General features: G+C 63.3%; 14 protein-coding genes. 9 read left to right on the plus strand and 5 right to left on the minus strand.

Annotated features, from left to right (window positions below):
• The first annotated feature begins 115 nt into the window (after positions 1 to 115).
• The gene (locus ACYU03_RS24375; RefSeq protein ID WP_461891545.1) at positions 116 to 2,578 is read left to right on the plus strand and encodes a penicillin-binding protein 1A; all 2,463 of its coding nucleotides are present in this window, start codon (positions 116 to 118) and stop codon (positions 2,576 to 2,578) included.
• 418 nt (positions 2,579 to 2,996) lie between these two features.
• On the opposite strand, the gene ACYU03_RS24380 is transcribed toward ACYU03_RS24375, so the two are convergent.
• The 3 genes from ACYU03_RS24380 to rpmE form a co-directional block, all read right to left on the minus strand.
• Positions 2,997 to 4,265, minus strand: a complete 1,269-nt coding sequence (locus ACYU03_RS24380; RefSeq protein WP_461887161.1) for a malic enzyme-like NAD(P)-binding protein — start codon at positions 4,263 to 4,265, stop codon at positions 2,997 to 2,999.
• Positions 4,266 to 4,444: 179 nt separating this feature from the next.
• On the minus strand, positions 4,445 to 5,266 hold the full coding sequence (locus ACYU03_RS24385; protein WP_461887162.1) for a thermonuclease family protein: 822 nt from the start codon (positions 5,264 to 5,266) through the stop codon (positions 4,445 to 4,447).
• Between the two features lie 2 nt (positions 5,267 to 5,268).
• Complete coding sequence (gene rpmE / locus ACYU03_RS24390; RefSeq protein WP_029614303.1) at positions 5,269 to 5,484, minus strand: 50S ribosomal protein L31; 216 nt, start codon at positions 5,482 to 5,484, stop codon at positions 5,269 to 5,271.
• 167 nt (positions 5,485 to 5,651) lie between these two features.
• Here rpmE and ACYU03_RS24395 point away from each other — a divergent pair, with 167 nt between their 5' ends.
• The 3 genes from ACYU03_RS24395 (at position 5,652) to ACYU03_RS24405 (ending at position 10,492) form a co-directional block, all read left to right on the plus strand.
• Complete coding sequence (locus ACYU03_RS24395) at positions 5,652 to 7,871, plus strand: primosomal protein N' (RefSeq protein WP_461887163.1); 2,220 nt, start codon at positions 5,652 to 5,654, stop codon at positions 7,869 to 7,871.
• Between the two features lie 187 nt (positions 7,872 to 8,058).
• Positions 8,059 to 9,795: an arginine--tRNA ligase gene (gene argS, locus ACYU03_RS24400; protein WP_461887164.1), complete on the plus strand. Its 1,737-nt coding sequence runs from the start codon at positions 8,059 to 8,061 to the stop codon at positions 9,793 to 9,795.
• 1 nt (position 9,796) lies between these two features.
• The gene (locus ACYU03_RS24405) at positions 9,797 to 10,492 is read left to right on the plus strand and encodes an SPOR domain-containing protein (RefSeq protein WP_461887165.1); all 696 of its coding nucleotides are present in this window, start codon (positions 9,797 to 9,799) and stop codon (positions 10,490 to 10,492) included.
• Between the two features lie 43 nt (positions 10,493 to 10,535).
• Here the strand turns inward: ACYU03_RS24405 and ACYU03_RS24410 are convergent, their stop codons facing one another.
• Positions 10,536 to 10,955 carry an NINE protein gene (locus ACYU03_RS24410; protein WP_461887166.1) on the minus strand — a complete coding sequence of 140 codons (420 nt, stop codon included), beginning with the start codon at positions 10,953 to 10,955 and terminating at the stop codon, positions 10,536 to 10,538.
• Positions 10,956 to 11,121: 166 nt separating this feature from the next.
• Here ACYU03_RS24410 and ACYU03_RS24415 point away from each other — a divergent pair, with 166 nt between their 5' ends.
• Positions 11,122 to 11,751: a C40 family peptidase gene (locus ACYU03_RS24415; RefSeq protein ID WP_461887167.1), complete on the plus strand. Its 630-nt coding sequence runs from the start codon at positions 11,122 to 11,124 to the stop codon at positions 11,749 to 11,751.
• On the opposite strand, the gene ACYU03_RS24420 is transcribed toward ACYU03_RS24415, so the two are convergent.
• On the minus strand, positions 11,748 to 12,770 hold the full coding sequence (locus ACYU03_RS24420) for a type IV pilus twitching motility protein PilT (RefSeq protein ID WP_461887168.1): 1,023 nt from the start codon (positions 12,768 to 12,770) through the stop codon (positions 11,748 to 11,750). The genes ACYU03_RS24415 and ACYU03_RS24420 overlap by 4 nt on opposite strands.
• A 65-nt stretch (positions 12,771 to 12,835) precedes the next feature.
• On the opposite strand from ACYU03_RS24420, the gene ACYU03_RS24425 reads away from it, so the two are divergent.
• The 4 genes from ACYU03_RS24425 (at position 12,836) to metX (ending at position 16,209) form a co-directional block, all read left to right on the plus strand.
• The gene (locus tag ACYU03_RS24425; RefSeq protein ID WP_461887169.1) at positions 12,836 to 13,522 is read left to right on the plus strand and encodes a YggS family pyridoxal phosphate-dependent enzyme; all 687 of its coding nucleotides are present in this window, start codon (positions 12,836 to 12,838) and stop codon (positions 13,520 to 13,522) included.
• Positions 13,523 to 13,559: 37 nt separating this feature from the next.
• Positions 13,560 to 14,378, plus strand: a complete 819-nt coding sequence (proC, locus tag ACYU03_RS24430) for a pyrroline-5-carboxylate reductase (protein WP_461887170.1) — start codon at positions 13,560 to 13,562, stop codon at positions 14,376 to 14,378.
• 10 nt (positions 14,379 to 14,388) lie between these two features.
• Positions 14,389 to 14,979 (plus strand): YggT family protein, encoded by a 591-nt coding sequence (locus ACYU03_RS24435; protein ID WP_461887171.1) that lies wholly within the window; start codon positions 14,389 to 14,391, stop codon positions 14,977 to 14,979.
• 90 nt (positions 14,980 to 15,069) lie between these two features.
• Positions 15,070 to 16,209: a homoserine O-succinyltransferase MetX gene (metX, locus tag ACYU03_RS24440; protein ID WP_461887172.1), complete on the plus strand. Its 1,140-nt coding sequence runs from the start codon at positions 15,070 to 15,072 to the stop codon at positions 16,207 to 16,209.
• Positions 16,210 to 16,215: the final 6 nt, after the last annotated feature.

Raw genomic sequence — 16,215 nt, forward strand, 5'->3', positions numbered from 1 at the left:
GCTCCCCCCGCCGGTCACCCGGCCGGGCGAAAAATGCTTATAATGCCCAGCGTTTTTCCCTGTCCGCCGGACCCGCGCGCAATCCACTTTTCAATCTGGACATCCAAAAGCCTTGATACGCCTGCTGAAGTTCTTCTGGTGGTCTTTCGTCGCAGTCATCTGCGCGCTCGTACTCGGTGTGAGCGGTGCGTTCCTGTATCTTAGCCCTAGCCTGCCCTCGGTCGAGGCCCTCAGAAGCATCCAGTTGCAGATACCCCTAAGGGTCTACAGCAGTGACGGCAAGCTGATTGCCGAGTTCGGCGAAATGCGCCGCTCCCCCATACGCTTCGCGGAAATTCCGCCACAGTTCATTCAGGCACTTCTCTCGGCCGAGGACGACAATTTCCTCAACCACTATGGTGTCGACCCGAGCAGCCTGATGCGTGCAGCCACGCAACTGGTCAAATCCGGACATATCCAGACCGGCGGCAGTACCATCACCATGCAGGTGGCGAAGAACTTCTTCCTCACAAGCGAGCGCAGCTTCTCGCGCAAGACTACCGAGATCCTCCTGGCACTGCAGATCGAGCGCGAGCTGACCAAGGACGAGATCCTCGAGCTTTACGTCAACAAGATCTACCTGGGCAATCGCGCCTACGGCATCGATGCCGCCGCGCAGGTCTACTATGGCAAGTCGATCCGCGATGTCAGCCTCGCGCAGATGGCCATGATCGCCGGCCTGCCGAAGGCGCCATCGCGCTTCAACCCGCTGGCCAACCCGGCCCGGGCCAAGGAGCGCCGCGACTGGATCCTCGGGCGCATGTACAAGCTCGGCAAGATCGACGAGGCCAGTTACCAGGCTGCTCTGGCCGAACCGCTCAACGCCAGCTACCACGTGCCGTCCCCGGAAGTGAACGCTCCCTATATTGCTGAGATGGCACGCGCCGAGATGGTCGGCCGCTACGGCAGCGATGCCTACACCGAAGGTTTCCGGGTGACCACTACGGTACCTAGCGACCTGCAGGAAATGGCCAACAAAGCCATCCGCGACGGCCTGACCACCTACGACGAGCGCCACGGCTACCGCGGTCCGGAAGCGCGCTTCCCCGGTAAGACCCGCGCCGCCTGGCAGCTGGAGTTGAGCAAGCAGCGCAACCTCGGCGGCCTGGAGCCGGCCATCGTCACCGATGTCGACAAAGCCGGTCTGAAGGTGCTTACCCGTAGCGGTGAAGAAGAAAATGTCGCCTGGGACACCATGAAGTGGGCACGCCCCTTCCTCAGCAACAACAGCATGGGCCGCGCGCCACAACAACCGGCCGACGTCGCCCAGATCGGCGACCTGGTCCGGGTGCAGCGCCAGGAAGATGGCAGTCTGAAGTTCAGCCAAGTGCCGGGAGCCCAGAGCGCCTTGGTCACCCTGGACCCGTACAACGGTGCGATCCGCGCCCTGGTCGGCGGGTTCTCCTTCGAGCAAAGCAATTACAACCGAGCCATGCAGGCCAAGCGCCAGCCGGGCTCGAGCTTCAAGCCCTTCGTCTACAGCGCCGCCTTGGACAACGGCTATACCGCCGCCAGCCTGGTCAACGACGCGCCGATCGTGTTCGTCGACGAATACCTGGATAAGGTCTGGCGTCCGAAAAACGACACCAATACCTTCCTCGGCCCAATCCGCATGCGCGAAGCGCTGTACAAGTCGCGCAACCTGGTCTCGATCCGCCTGCTGCAATCCATGGGCGTTGGCCGCACCATCGACTACATCGCCAAGTTCGGCTTCAACAAGCAGGACCTGCCGCACAACCTGTCCTTGGCGCTGGGCACCGCGACCCTGACCCCGATGGAGATCGCCACTGGCTGGAGCACTTTCGCCAATGGCGGATACAAGATCACCCCATACCTGATCGACCGTATCGAAAGCCGCAACGGCGAGCTTCTGTTCACGGCCAATCCGGCGCGCGTTCCGCAGGCCGAGCAGGATCAGGACCAGGATCAAGCCGGCATCGCCGCGCCAGAGCAGCCAATCAGCACTCAACTGCCTGACGACGAAACGCCTTCGAACGAGGCAGAGATGCCAGCCGCACCTCAGCCCCCGGTCTTTGCTGAACGCATCATCGACGGACGCACCTCCTACATTCTCACCAGCATGCTCCAGGATGTGATCAAGCGTGGCACCGGACGCCGGGCCCTGGCCCTGGGCCGCACCGACCTGGCTGGCAAGACCGGCACCACCAACGAGTCCAAGGATGCCTGGTTCTCCGGTTACAACGCCGACTACGTCACCACCGTGTGGGCTGGCTTCGACCAACCGGAAACCCTGGGGCGCCGCGAATACGGCGGCACCGTGGCCCTGCCGATCTGGATGGATTTCATGGGCGCCGCCCTGAAGGACAAGCCCAACCACGCACCCGCGGAGCCAGAAGGCATCCTCAGCCTACGCGTCGACCCGGTCAGCGGCCGTGCCGCCACGCCAAGTACGCCGAACGCCTACTTCGAACTATTCAAGGCCGAGGACTCGCCGCCGTCGGTCAACGAACTGGGCAATGGCGTGATCCCGGGCAGCCCGTTGCCGGCGGATGAATCGGCGCCGATGGACTTGTTCTGAAGGGGCTGCATGATGGTCCCAAGTCATACACTCGGAAGCCATAGCACGGTTTCTCGCGGATTGCTGGGGGAATCAGCGGGCAACCGGGTGCATGCCTGGAGTCCTATGGCGCTCTTGAGACCCCGCGCAGCGCATCGCGACACAAGGCCGCCCCCACATCGATTGCAGCGTGCCATGGCCTGATAGACCGAAGTATTAGCCTTTGTTTGTACGACAGAGATATCGAGGTGGGCGCAACAAGCCCCTACACAATCTTCCGCCCAGTACCAAGGCTACTGTGGGAGCGGCCTTGTGTCGCGATGCGTCGCACGAGCAGCGCGGGATCTAAAGAACAGCAAAGAATCCAAGGCATGCTCCCGCGAGCTATAAAAAAACCCCGGCTCTCACGAGGCGGGGCTTTTTTTGCCGCTACAACGGATCAGCCGTTGAACACGTCATCCACGCTTTTGAGCGGGTAGTGCTTCGGATACGGCAGGGTCGCCACACCGGTCTCGATCGCAGCCTTGGCCACGGCGTCGGAGACGACGGTGATCAGGCGGGCATCCATCGGCTTCGGAATGATGTACTCACGGCCGAATTCCAGCGCGTCGACGCCGTAGGCTTCGCAGACTTCCTTCGGTACCGGCAGCTTGGCCAGGTCCTTCAGGGCGTTGGCGGCGGCGATCTTCATCTCTTCATTGATGCGCTTGGCGCGAACGTCCAAAGCGCCACGGAAGATGAACGGGAAGCCCAGCACGTTGTTGACCTGGTTCGGGTAGTCGGAACGGCCGGTCGCCATGATCACGTCGCTACGGGTGGCGTGCGCCAGTTCCGGGGCGATTTCCGGATCCGGGTTGGAGCAAGCGAACACGATCGGGTTCGGCGCCATGGCCTTCAGGCCTTCGGCCGTCAGCAGGTTAGGGCCGGACAGACCGACGAACACGTCCGCGCCATCTAGGGCATCGGCCAGGGTGCGCTTGTCGGTCGGATGAGCGAAAACGGCCTTGTACTGGTTCAGGTCGTCGCGGCCAGCGTGGATCACACCGCTGCGGTCGATCATGTAGATATTCTCGACCTGGGCACCCATGCTGACCAGCAGCTTCATGCAGGAGATAGCTGCGGCGCCAGCGCCCAAGCAGACGATCTTGGCTTCTTCCAGCTTCTTGCCGGCGATTTCCAGGGCGTTGATCATGCCGGCTGCGGTAACGATCGCAGTGCCATGCTGGTCATCATGGAATACCGGGATGTCGCACTGCTCGATCAGAGCGCGCTCGATCTCGAAGCACTCAGGCGCCTTGATGTCTTCCAGGTTGATGCCACCAAAGGTGATGGAAATGCGCTTGACGGTGTCGATGAACGCCTGCGGGCTTTCGGAGTCGACTTCGATGTCGAACACATCGATGCCAGCGAAGCGCTTGAACAGAACGCCCTTGCCTTCCATGACAGGCTTGGATGCCAGCGGGCCGAGGTTGCCCAGGCCGAGAATGGCGGTGCCGTCGGAGATCACTGCGACCAGGTTACCCTTGCCGGTGTACTGGTAGGCCAGCTCAGGGTCACGACCGATTTCACGCACAGGCTCGGCGACACCCGGGCTGTAGGCCAGCGACAGGTCACGAGCGGTTGCGGTCGGTTTGGTGAGCTCGACGCTCAGTTTCCCCGGACGAGGCTGAGCATGATATTCGAGAGCGGCAGTTTTCAGATCTGACATGGTGGGCATTCCGCTATTTACTGTTCTGACGGACCGCCGAGGATACGCAAAGAGCCGGGGAGCTACAAGACTACCCGGTCACTTGTGTCAAGGCCTTCAACCTACGACTTTACGCTACAACCCGTGCGGGACAAGGACTACAGTGTGTACAATCGAAATTGAAAATGTCTACAACTTTTTCAGCTTCCGACACGTTCCAGCATGCTCGGATGAGTCAGCGGTAACAACCAACGCCGCTGACCTGGCTTCAGCCCACCTTTGCGGGAACGATCCAGCACCCAGCCACGCGCCTCGACTTGGCGTCCCTTCAGGTTATCGAAGAATCGCGCTGGAAAACTGCGTTGCAACCGGGCCGGCACCTGCAATACCACGGCATTGTCGAGCTCTAGCCAGATGCCGCCACGATTGCGCTCGATTGCCTGTATTCGCCCACTGATTATGGCAAAACCCGATTGCCGCACATCTGCCGGCCGGACCAGCGGGGGCTGCCGCCAGAGCCCTAGGCGCGCCTTGCGCGCAGCCTTCTCTGCCGCCTGCTGACAACCAGCCAGGCGCACATTCGGCGCCACAGCCACGCGATAGCCAAGCCCTTCGCTGAGCAATACCGCTTCGATATTGTCGCCATTACGCCCGTAGATATGGGCCAGGGTGCGACCGTATTTGTCCTTCGACTCGACGCCGGGCACTAGCCCGATCCGGCCATCGCTGGCCTTCACCAGCGCCTGCAAGCGGCGCCTGGCAGCCTCGGCATAGGGCTCGCTGGTACGGCCCTTGCGGCCGATTTCGGGGGCATTGATACCGATCAGCCGCACACTGCGACCGTCAGTCAGGCGCAAGGTGTCACCGTCGATGACCTGGCGCACGGCTACCTGTTGAGTCCGTTCCGGCAGCGGGCAAAAGGCCAGTGCGGGCAACTGCCAGATCGCGCCCACAAAAAAGGCGCCCACCAGGGACGCCTTTTTCAGCAACGACGCGAAACCCGAAGGATCCGCCATACGCATACTTACTTCTTGGTACCGAACATGCCGAAACGGTCGGCAAACTTCTGTACGCGGCCGCCGGTGTCCAGCACCTTCTGCTTGCCGGTGTAGAACGGGTGGCACTGGGAGCACACGTCGATCGCCAGCGGCTTGGCCAGGGTCGAACGGGTTTCGAACTTGCTGCCGCAGCTGCAGGTGACTGCAACTACTTCATAATTCGGATGAATATCTGCTTTCATGGTCACTTCCTCGGCTGCGTGCCGCCACCCAACACCATTGTTGAATACCGCACGTAAATAGGCGGCGAATAATACCAGAGCGAAGCGCCAGCGCAAGTTGTCGCTTGCACCGACCGTCGTCTGCTAGGCTCGCCAGGTCCCGAAATACCCTTCAGAGAACCTCCCGCGTGTCCGACGTCATCTTGCGCCTTGCCCTGCCCTCGCCCTTGCGTCGCCTGTTCGACTACCGGGCTCCGGCAAGCATGGCGCGCCAGGCCCTGAGCCCTGGCATGCGGATCCGCGTGCCGTTCGGCCGCCGCGAAATGATCGGTGTGCTGGTGGAGGTCTGCGACCAGAGTGAAGTACCCGCCGACAAGCTCAAGCCGGCCATTGCCCTGCTCGACCCGGTGTCGCCGTTGCCTCCTGCGCTGTTCAAACTCTGCCTGTGGACAGCCCAGTACTACCAGCACAGCCTGGGCGACACGCTGAGCTGGGCCTTGCCGACGCTGCTGCGCCAGGGCGAACCGGCCGAAATCCGCCAGGAGCGCTTCTGGCAGATCGCACCCCGCGCGCGCATGGATGATCCCCGCATCGCCCGCGCGCCGCGCCAACGCGAGGCGCTGCAGACCCTGGCCCAGCATCCTCATGGCGTGGCTCACACCCTGCTCGGCAAGCTCGGGCTGAGCAAGGACAGCCTCGACCTGCTGCTGGCCAAGGAGCTGGTCCAGGTCGAGGTACGCCGCCACCTGCCCCAGGCACGTCACGAACATTGGCTGGCACAGCCGGAACTGCCGCTCAACGACGAACAACGCGCCGCCTTCAACGCCGTACACTCCGGCTTCGGCAGCTTTCACGCCTTCCTCCTGGCCGGCGTTACCGGCAGCGGCAAGACCGAAGTCTACCTACAGTTGATCCGCGAAGCGCTTGAGGCCGGCAAGCAGGCGTTGATCCTCATTCCGGAGATCAACCTCGGCCCGCAGACCCTGGCGCGCTTCGAGCAACGCTTCAACGCCCGCATCGCCCTGCTGCACTCGGCAGTCAACGACCGAGAGCGCCTGGACGCCTGGCTGGCCGCACGCGATGGCGAGGCGGATATCATCATCGGCACGCGCTCGGCGCTGTTCACGCCAATGAAGCACCCCGGCTTGATCATCATCGATGAAGAGCACGACGGCTCCTATAAACAGCAGGAAGGCCTGCGCTACCACGCTCGCGACCTAGCCTTGGTGCGGGCGCGCCAGGAGAACATCCCGATCCTGCTCGGTTCGGCCACCCCTTCGCTGGAAAGCCTGCACAATGCCTACAGCGGCCGTTATGGCCTGTTGCGCATGAACCAGCGCGCCGGCGGCGCCCGCCAGCCCCGCTTCCTGCGCCTTGATGTGAAGAGCCGGCCGCTGGACAGTGGCATCAGCGGCCCTTTGCAGCAGGCCATCGGCCAGACGTTGGCGGCTGGCCAGCAGGTCCTGGTGTTCCTCAACCGGCGCGGCTTCGCCCCAACGCTACTGTGCCACGACTGCGGCTGGCTCTCCGAATGCCCGCGCTGCGATGCCCGCATGACGGTGCATCAGCGCTCGGGTGTATTGCGCTGCCACCATTGCGGCCATGACGAACGACTGCCGCGCCAATGCCCGCAGTGCGCCCATGTCGACCTGCGCCCCGTAGGGGCCGGCACCGAGCGCGCCGAGGAACGCCTGAAGACCCTCTTCCCGGATTACCCGGTGCTGCGCGTGGACCGCGACAGCACGTCCCGCAAGGACGCCATGCACAACCTGTTCGCCACCATCCAGCGCGGCCAGCCGAGCATCCTGGTCGGCACCCAGATGCTGGCCAAGGGTCACCACTTTCCCCGGGTGACCCTGGTGGCCATCTTGGACGCTGATGGCGGGCTGTTCTCCGGCGACTTCCGCGCCAGCGAGCGCATGGCGCAATTGATCGTCCAGGTGGCCGGGCGTGCTGGACGCGCCGAGGAACCAGGCAAGGTGATCATCCAAACCCACCTGGCCGACCACCCCTTGCTGGTGCAGCTGACTGAACAGGGCTACTTCGCCTTCGCCGAGCAGGCCCTGAGCGAGCGCCGCGCCGCTGGCCTGCCGCCCTTTGCCCACCTGGCCCTTCTGCGTGCCGAAGCGCACAAGCCCGGGCAGGCCGAAGCCTTCCTCGACGAAGCCTGCGCCGCGGCCGAGCGGTTGCTGGCCGAACACAACCTAAAAGGCATCGAACTGCTGGGGCCGGTGCCCGCCCCCATGGAGCGCCGTGCCGGACGCTTTCGTGCACAACTATTGCTCCAGGCCAATACTCGGGCGCCTCTGCATCGACTGATCAGCGCCTGGTTGCTACTGTTGGAGCAGATGCCGTCCGGGCGCCAGGTGCGCTGGTCCGTGGATGTGGATCCGGTGGATCTTTATTAAGCGGCAAGCGGCAAGTTTCAAGCTGCAAGGACAAACAGATCGTGCGCCGGACCGCTGTTTCTTGCCACCGGAAGCCGCCCGCTTGCCGCTATAGCGGGTTGGCAACCCGGCCCCGGCAACGGATAATGCCCAGTTTTTCCACCTGCGCATCGAAGCGCCGCCGCGCTTGCGGTCGAAAGAGAAGCCCATGAAAGACACCATTCGCCAGCTGATCCAGCAAGCCCTCACCCAACTCGTCACCGACGGTGTGCTGCCTGAAGGGCTGACGCCGGCGATCCAGGTGGAAAACGCCCGGGACAAGAGCCACGGCGATTTCGCCAGCAACATCGCCATGATGCTGGCCAAGCCTGCCGGCATGAAGCCGCGCGACCTGGCCGACAAGATCATTGCCGCCCTGCCGGCCAGCGACGACATCAGCAAGGTCGAGATCGCCGGCCCTGGCTTCCTCAACTTCTTCCAGAACACCCAGGCCCTGGCCAACCGGCTCGATGCGGCCCTGGCCGATACCCACCTGGGCGTGCGCAAGGTCGGCGCCCCAGAGAAGGTGGTGATCGACATGTCGGCACCGAACCTGGCCAAGGAAATGCACGTCGGCCATCTGCGCTCGACCATCATCGGTGACAGCGTGGCCCGCGTCCTGGAGTTCCTCGGCGACCAGGTGATCCGCCAGAACCACGTCGGCGACTGGGGCACCCAGTTCGGCATGCTGTTGGCCTACCTCGAAGAGAACCCAATTACCAGCGATGAGCTGTCAGACCTGGAAAACTTCTACCGCGCGGCGAAGAAACGCTTCGACGAGTCCGAGGAATTCGCCACCCGCGCCCGCGGCCTGGTGGTCAAGCTGCAAGCCGGCGACCCAGAGTGCATGGCCCTGTGGACGCGCTTCAAGGACATCTCCCTGTCGCACTGCCAGAAGACCTACGAGTTGCTCAACGTCAAACTGACCATGGCCGACGTGATGGGCGAGAGCGCCTACAACGACGACCTGGCCAATGTGGTCGCCGACCTCAAGGCCAAGGGCCTGCTGGTCGAGAGTCAAGGCGCCCAGTGCGTGTTCCTCGACGAGTTCAAGAACACCGAGGGCGAACCGCTGCCAGTGATTGTGCAGAAGGCCGACGGCGGCTACCTGTACGCCACCACCGACCTGGCCGCGGTGCGCTACCGCAGCAATGTGCTCAAGGCCGACCGCGCCCTGTACTTCGTCGACCAGCGCCAGGCCCTGCACTTCAACCAGGTGTTCGAAGTAGCGCGCCGCGCCGGTTTCGTCGGCCATCCGATGCAGATGGAACACATGGGCTTCGGGACCATGAACGGTGCCGACGGCCGTCCGTTCAAGACCCGCGACGGTGGCACCGTCAAGCTGATCGACCTACTCACCGAAGCCAAGGAACGTGCCTACGCCCTGGTCAAGGAGAAGAACCCCTCCCTGGCCGAGGAAGAACTGCGCAAGATTGCCAGCGTAGTCGGTATCGGTGCGGTCAAGTACGCCGACCTGTCCAAGCACCGCACCAGTGACTACAGCTTCAACTTCGACCTGATGCTCAACTTCGAAGGCAATACCGCGCCTTACCTGCTGTACGCCTACACCCGCGTGGCCGGCGTATTCCGCAAGCTGGGCAAGGGCTACGACGAAGTCGACGGGCAGATCGTGCTGCAGGCCACCCATGAGCAGGACCTGGCCGCGCGCCTGGCGCAGTTCGGCGAGATCCTCAACGGCGTCGCGGAAAAGGGCACGCCTCACGTCCTGTGCAGCTACCTGTACGACATCGCCGGCCTGTTCTCCAGCTTCTACGAGAACTGCCCGATCCTCGCCGCCGAAACGCCGGAGCAACAGCAGAGCCGCCTGCGCCTGGCCGCCCTGACCGGCCGCACCCTCAAGCAGGGCCTGGAGCTGCTCGGCCTGGAAACCCTGGAGCGCATGTAAGTTGGCCGCCAAGAAGAAACCCGCTCCCAAGCGCGGCGCCAGCCGTTACCAGCCACCAGCCAAACAACCAATCCCCGGATGGGTATGGCTGGCCGTTGGCCTGACCGTGGGCGCCTTCATCGTCTTCCTGATGAAGCTCGAACCGGGCGGCGCAGACATCAAGCGCAGCAAGCCCGAGCAACAGAAGCCGGCCAAAGTCGCCGAGGCCAACAAGACCCCACCGAGCCCGCAGCAACCGGTCAAACCGAAGTATGACTTCTATACCCTGCTGCCAGAATCCGAGGTCATCGTCCCGCCCGAGGCAGTGCCTGAGAAAACGCCGCCAGTACCGGCGCAGCCAGTCACCCCGGTGACCCCGGCCGAGGCAGCGAAGATCGACGCGGCACGGGCCCAGGCCGCACTGATGGGGCAGACGCCACCACCAGCGCCTCCTGTGATCAAGCCGGCGGCAACCACCCAGTTCTTTCTCCAAGCCGGCTCATTCCGCAAACAAGCCGATGCCGACAAGGTGCGTGCGCAGATCATCCTGCTCGGCCAGTCGGTGAAGGTGGAGTCCGGGACGGTGAGGGAAGAAACCTGGTACCGCGTGCTGGTCGGCCCGTTCAGCAATCGCGAGCAACTGAACGTGGCGCAGAAGCAACTGGCTGGCAGTGGCTTCAGCAACCTGCTGCTGCAACAGCGGCAAATTCGCCAGTAACCAGAAAAGGCCTTGTCGCTTTACCGCCACGAGGCCTTTTCTTTCAACTCCGCTGGGCGTTGACCTGCGACACCTGGGTGTTGAGCGTCCAGAAGTCGTACAGCACACCAATGAAGAACAGTCCCCCGGTGAACAGGTAGATCAGCGCCGAGATCCACTTGCCCTGGTACAACCTGTGCACCCCGAAGATGCCCAGGAAGGTCAGCAGTATCCAGGCCACGTTGTAATCCACGGGGCCGGGTAGGAAACGCATGTCCGCTTCGCGGTCCATCGACGGGATCAGGAACAGGTCGATCAACCAACCGATGCCCAGGAGCCCGAGGGTGAAGAACCAGATGGTCCCGGTGATCGGCTTGCCGTAGTAGAAACGGTGCGAGCCGGTGAAACCGAAGATCCACAGCAGGTAACCGATCACCTTGCTGTGCGTGTCATGCAAAGGGATGCCTTGCTGATAACTGTTCATTCATAGCCCTCACGGGTTAGCTGAAAATTTTCTAAGAAAAAATGTGACTTTTCCCCGGGAAGCCGACGTACGGCAACCGCACAATCGACCAACGGATCAGAATTTGATCAAAAAGCTGTTATAAAGTTGCGCGCCAATATACGAAAACACAACAAGAGCTTCGCCTATGCCGCCCTTCTTCAAGACATGGCTGACCCTCTGCCTATTATTGCCACTGGCCGCCCACGCCACCAATCGTGAGCAACGTCTTCCCAATGGTTTCACCGGCTATACCGTCAACACCTCGGTGAAACACGCCCCTGTGAAACACAGAGTCAACCGCGCACGCCCGGCCAATGCCGCCAATACTGCCAACCTGTCCGTGCCCTCAATGTCGGCCAAGCAGAGCAGCGATGTACTCAGCCGTGCCGTGAACGTGCTCGGCACCCCGTACCGCTGGGGTGGCAGCAGCCCAAGCAAGGGCTTCGACTGCAGCGGCCTGGTCAAGTACGCCTTCAACGACATCGAAGATATCAACCTGCCGCGCACTTCCAGCGCCATGGCCCAGGGCCACGGCGTCAAGGTTTCCCGTAAGGACCTCAAGCCCGGCGACCTGATCTTCTTCAACATCAAGAGCCGCCGGGTCAATCACGTCGCCATATACCTGGGCAACGACCGCTTCATCCATGCGCCACGCCGCGGCAAGCGCGTCAGCATCGACTCGCTGAGCAAGCCGTACTGGCAGAAGCACTATGTGGTCGCCAAACGCGTACTGCCCAAGGAGCAAGCAGAGCCCCTGCGCCTGGCCAAACGCTAACCCGCCATCCGCGCCCGGGCTTGTTCCGGGCCGATCACGCCTTGGGCGAGCAGGCCTTGCAAGGCCGCGTCCAAGGTCTGCATCCCTGCCGCCGCACCGCTCTGCATCGCCGAATACAGCTGTGCCAAGCGCCCTTCGCGAATCAGGTTGCGCACTGCCGGTGTGGCGACCAGCACCTCCCGCGCAGCCACCCTGCCGCCTCCGGCCCGCTTGACCAGCACCTGCGCTACCACCATGCGTAGCGACTCGGCGAGCATGGCGCGCACCAGGGGCTTCTCTTCGGCGGCAAAGACCTCGACCAGGCGATCGATGCTGCTCACCGCCGAGCGGGTGTGCACGGTCGCCAGCACCAGGTGACCGGTTTCCGCGGCCCGCAAGGCCAGGCGAATGGTTTCCAGGTCGCGCAGTTCGCCGATCATGATCACATCAGGGTCTTGACGCAGGGCGCTGCGCAAGGCTTGGGCGAAGTCCCGGCTATGCCGGCCGATCTCGCGCTGGTTGACCAGGCTGCGCTGCCCGCTGTGGATAACCTCGATGGGGTCTTCCAGGGTGATGATGTGCAGCGGCCGTTCGCGGCTGAGCTGGTCGACCAATGCCGCCAGGGTGGTGGACTTGCCACAACCGGTGGGCCCGCCCACCAGCACGAGGCCGCTGGTCCATTGCGCAACAGGACGAAATACTTCTGTCAGCCCAAGCTCGCTCAAGCCAGGTATCCGCGTCGGGATCACCCGGAAGCTCGCCCCCGGGCCATTGAGCTGCTCGAACAGGTTCAGTCGAAAACGGCCAAGCCCGGGCAGCGCCAGTGCCAGGTCCAGCTCCCTGCCTTGGTCGAGGCAGCGTGGCGGCCCCGCTTCGAGCAGTTGCCCGAGCCCATCGCGCAGGGCCGTCGGCTCCAGTCTGGGCAGGTCCATGCGCTGCAATTCACCATCCAGGCGCAGCATCGGCACTTCGCCCGCAGCCAGGTGCAGGTCCGAAGCCCCCATGCCAACCGCCCGGGCCAAGAGTTCGGTCACGTCCATGAGACTCCCCAAAGGCCGCCAAGCAGGTAGAATGCCGCAGACTCCTGAGCCGTCGGCATCGATCAATGTCCACCATAGCAGACAACATTTCCGCCCTTGCCGCGCGTATCGACAGCGCAGCGAAAGCCGCCGGACGCGATCCGGCCAGCATCCGCCTGCTGGCGGTGAGCAAGACCAAACCGGCCAGCGCCATCCGCGAAGCCTTTGCCGCCGGTGCACGGGACGTCGGCGAGAACTACCTCCAGGAAGCCCTGGGCAAGCAGGAAGAATTACGCGACCTGCCCTTGTCCTGGCACTTCATCGGCCCCATTCAGTCGAACAAGACGCGTGCCATCGCCGAACATTTCGACTGGGTACATTCCGTGGACCGCCTGAAGATCGCCCAACGCCTCTCCGAACAGCGCCCCGCCGGCCTGCCACCGCTCAACATCTGCCTGCAGGTGAATGTCAGCGGTGAAGACAGCAAGTCCGGCTGCGCCCCTGCCGAACTCCCGGCACTGGCCAAGGCCGTCGCGGCCCTGCCAAGCCTGCGCCTGCGCGGGCTGATGGCGATCCCCGAACCTACCGAGGACCGCTCCGCTCAGGAAGCCGCCTTCGCCACCCTGCGCCAACTGCAGGAAGGCCTGGGCCTCGACCTGGACACCCTGTCCATGGGCATGAGCCACGATCTGGAGGCCGCCGTTGCCCAAGGCGCGACCTGGGTCCGCATCGGTACCGCCCTGTTCGGCGCCCGCGACTACGGCCACGCCTGATCCATGCTTTACTCACTCTTTCCCTCAAGGACCTGACATGAGCAAGACGCGTATTGCCTTTATCGGCGCAGGCAACATGGCCGCCAGCCTGATCGGCGGCCTGCGTGCCCAGGGCCTGGACGCTTCGCAGATCCGCGCCAGCGACCCAGGCGCCGAAACCCGGGCTAAGATCCACGCCGAACATGGCATCGAAGTATTCGAAGACAACGCCCAGGCCATCGAAGGCGCCGAGGTGATCGTCCTGGCGGTCAAGCCACAGGTCATGAAGGCCGTATGCCTGGCCCTGCAACCGAACCTTGCGCCTGGCCAGTTGATCGTATCGATCGCCGCCGGCATCACCTGCGCCAGCATGAACACTTGGCTCGGCGCTCAGCCGATCGTGCGCTGCATGCCTAACACCCCCGCGCTGCTGCGCCAGGGTGTCAGCGGCCTGTACGCCACCGCCGAGGTCTCGCCGGCCCAGCGCGAACAAGCCGAGCAACTGCTGTCGGCCGTGGGCACCGCCCTGTGGCTGGAGCAGGAACAGCAACTGGACGCGGTGACCGCCGTCTCCGGCAGCGGCCCTGCCTATTTCTTCCTGCTGATCGAAGCCATGACCGCCGCCGGCGAAAAACTGGGCCTGCCTCGCGAAACCGCTTCGCGCCTGACCCTGCAGACGGCCCTGGGTGCTGCCCACATGGCCGTGTCGAGCGATGTCGACGCAGCCGAACTGCGCCGCCGGGTCACTTCCCCCGCCGGCACTACAGAGGCGGCTATCAAGTCATTCCAGGGCAACGGTTTCGAGCGTCTGGTCGAGCAGGCACTGGAAGCCGCCGCGCGGCGTTCCGCCGAGCTGGCCGAACAACTGGGCAAATAAGGAGCTCTAGATGAATGCACTGTCTGGCGCCATGATTTTCGTGGTGCAAACCCTGGTCAGCCTGTACCTGGTGATTGTCCTGCTGCGCTTCGTGCTGCAGATGGTCAAGGCCGACTTCTACAACCCGCTCAACCAGTTCGCGGTGCGCGCCACACAGCCGCTGCTCAAGCCGATCCGCCGCATCGTCCCCAGCATCGCCGGGCTCGACACCTCGTCTCTGCTGCTGGCGATCATCATCCAGGCGCTGCTGATGGCGTTCGTGCTGATGATCAGCTACGGCACCTTTGGCGATGTCCTGCACCTACTGATGTGGGCGATCATCGGCGTCACGTCGCTGTTCCTGAAAATCTTCTGGGTCGCGATGATCGTCATGGTGATCGTCTCCTGGATCGCCCCCAACAGCCACAACCCGGCAGCGGAGCTGGCCTACCAGATCAGCGAACCGGTACTGGCGCCCTTCCGCAAGCTGATCCCCAACCTGGGCGGCATGGACATCTCGCCGATCTTCGCCTTCATCGCGATCCAGGTGATCCAGTCCTTCATCATGCCCCCGCTGGCAGCCTATTCCGGCATGCCGCAAGAACTGTGGAGAATGATCTGATCCTGCCTTTGCCACTGGCGGCAAGCTGTTGCTTGCCGCTGGGGGTAGCGGTCTTTAGACTTACGCCTCATTCACGCGTGAGCAGGGTCGATGTCCACTGTCTTTCCCGAAGATTCTGTCGGTCTGGTAACACCGCAACTGGCCCGGTTCGATGAGCCACTGGCCCTGGCCTGCGGTCGTTCGCTGATCTCCTACGAACTGATCTACGAAACCTATGGCACCCTCAACAGCTCGGCCAGCAATGCCGTGCTGATCTGCCATGCTCTGTCCGGCCACCACCATGCTGCCGGCTACCACAGCCCCGACGACCGCAAGCCGGGCTGGTGGGACAGCTGCATCGGCCCCGGCAAGCCAATCGATACCAATCGTTTCTTCGTGGTCAGCCTCAACAATCTCGGCGGCTGCAACGGCAGCACCGGTCCCAGCAGCCTCAACCCGGCCACTGGCAAGCCCTACGGCGCCGACTTCCCGGTCCTGACCGTGGAAGACTGGGTGCACAGCCAGGCACGCCTGGCCGATCGCCTGGGCATCCAGCAGTGGGCCGCAGTCGTTGGCGGCAGCCTGGGCGGCATGCAGGCGATGCAGTGGACCATCACCTACCCGGACCGCGTGCGCCACTGCGTGGACATCGCCTCGGCGCCCAAGCTCTCGGCCCAGAACATCGCGTTCAACGAGGTCGCCCGCCAAGCCATCCTCACTGACCCTGAATTCCATGGCGGCTCCTTCCAGGACCAGGGCGTGATCCCCAAGCGCGGCCTGATGCTGGCGCGCATGGTCGGGCACATCACCTACCTGTCCGATGACTCCATGGGCGAGAAGTTCGGACGCGAGCTCAAGAGTGACAAGCTCAACTACGACTTCCACAGCGTCGAGTTCCAGGTCGAGAGCTACCTGCGCTACCAGGGCGAGGAGTTCTCCGGACGCTTCGATGCCAATACCTACTTGCTGATGACCAAGGCCCTGGACTACTTCGACCCAGCCGCGGCCCACGGCGGCGACCTGGCCGCGACCCTGGCCGGGGTGACGGCGGACTACTGCATCATGTCGTTCACCACCGACTGGCGCTTCTCGCCGGCCCGTTCGCGGGAGATCGTCGACGCCCTGATGGCTGCCCGCAAGAATGTCTGCTATCTGGATATCGACTCACCTTACGGTCACGATGCCTTCCTGATCCCGACACCTCGCTACATCCAGGGCTTTTCGAACTACATGAACCGCATCGCCATCTGAGGACAG

It is taken from the genome of Pseudomonas sp. X10 (assembly GCF_054889225.1).

Coding starts and splice junctions, on each gene's coding strand:
- ACYU03_RS24380 (WP_461887161.1), bottom strand. CDS start 4,265: ATGTCAGATCTGAAAACTGCCGCTCTCGAATATCATGCTCAGCCTCGT.
- ACYU03_RS24385 (WP_461887162.1), bottom strand. CDS start 5,266: ATGCGTATGGCGGATCCTTCGGGTTTCGCGTCGTTGCTGAAAAAGGCG.
- rpmE (WP_029614303.1), bottom strand. CDS start 5,484: ATGAAAGCAGATATTCATCCGAATTATGAAGTAGTTGCAGTCACCTGC.
- argS (WP_461887164.1), top strand. CDS start 8,059: ATGAAAGACACCATTCGCCAGCTGATCCAGCAAGCCCTCACCCAACTC.
- ACYU03_RS24410 (WP_461887166.1), bottom strand. CDS start 10,955: ATGAACAGTTATCAGCAAGGCATCCCTTTGCATGACACGCACAGCAAG.
- ACYU03_RS24415 (WP_461887167.1), top strand. CDS start 11,122: ATGCCGCCCTTCTTCAAGACATGGCTGACCCTCTGCCTATTATTGCCA.
- ACYU03_RS24420 (WP_461887168.1), bottom strand. CDS start 12,770: ATGGACGTGACCGAACTCTTGGCCCGGGCGGTTGGCATGGGGGCTTCG.
- ACYU03_RS24425 (WP_461887169.1), top strand. CDS start 12,836: ATGTCCACCATAGCAGACAACATTTCCGCCCTTGCCGCGCGTATCGAC.
- proC (WP_461887170.1), top strand. CDS start 13,560: ATGAGCAAGACGCGTATTGCCTTTATCGGCGCAGGCAACATGGCCGCC.
- ACYU03_RS24435 (WP_461887171.1), top strand. CDS start 14,389: ATGAATGCACTGTCTGGCGCCATGATTTTCGTGGTGCAAACCCTGGTC.
- metX (WP_461887172.1), top strand. CDS start 15,070: ATGTCCACTGTCTTTCCCGAAGATTCTGTCGGTCTGGTAACACCGCAA.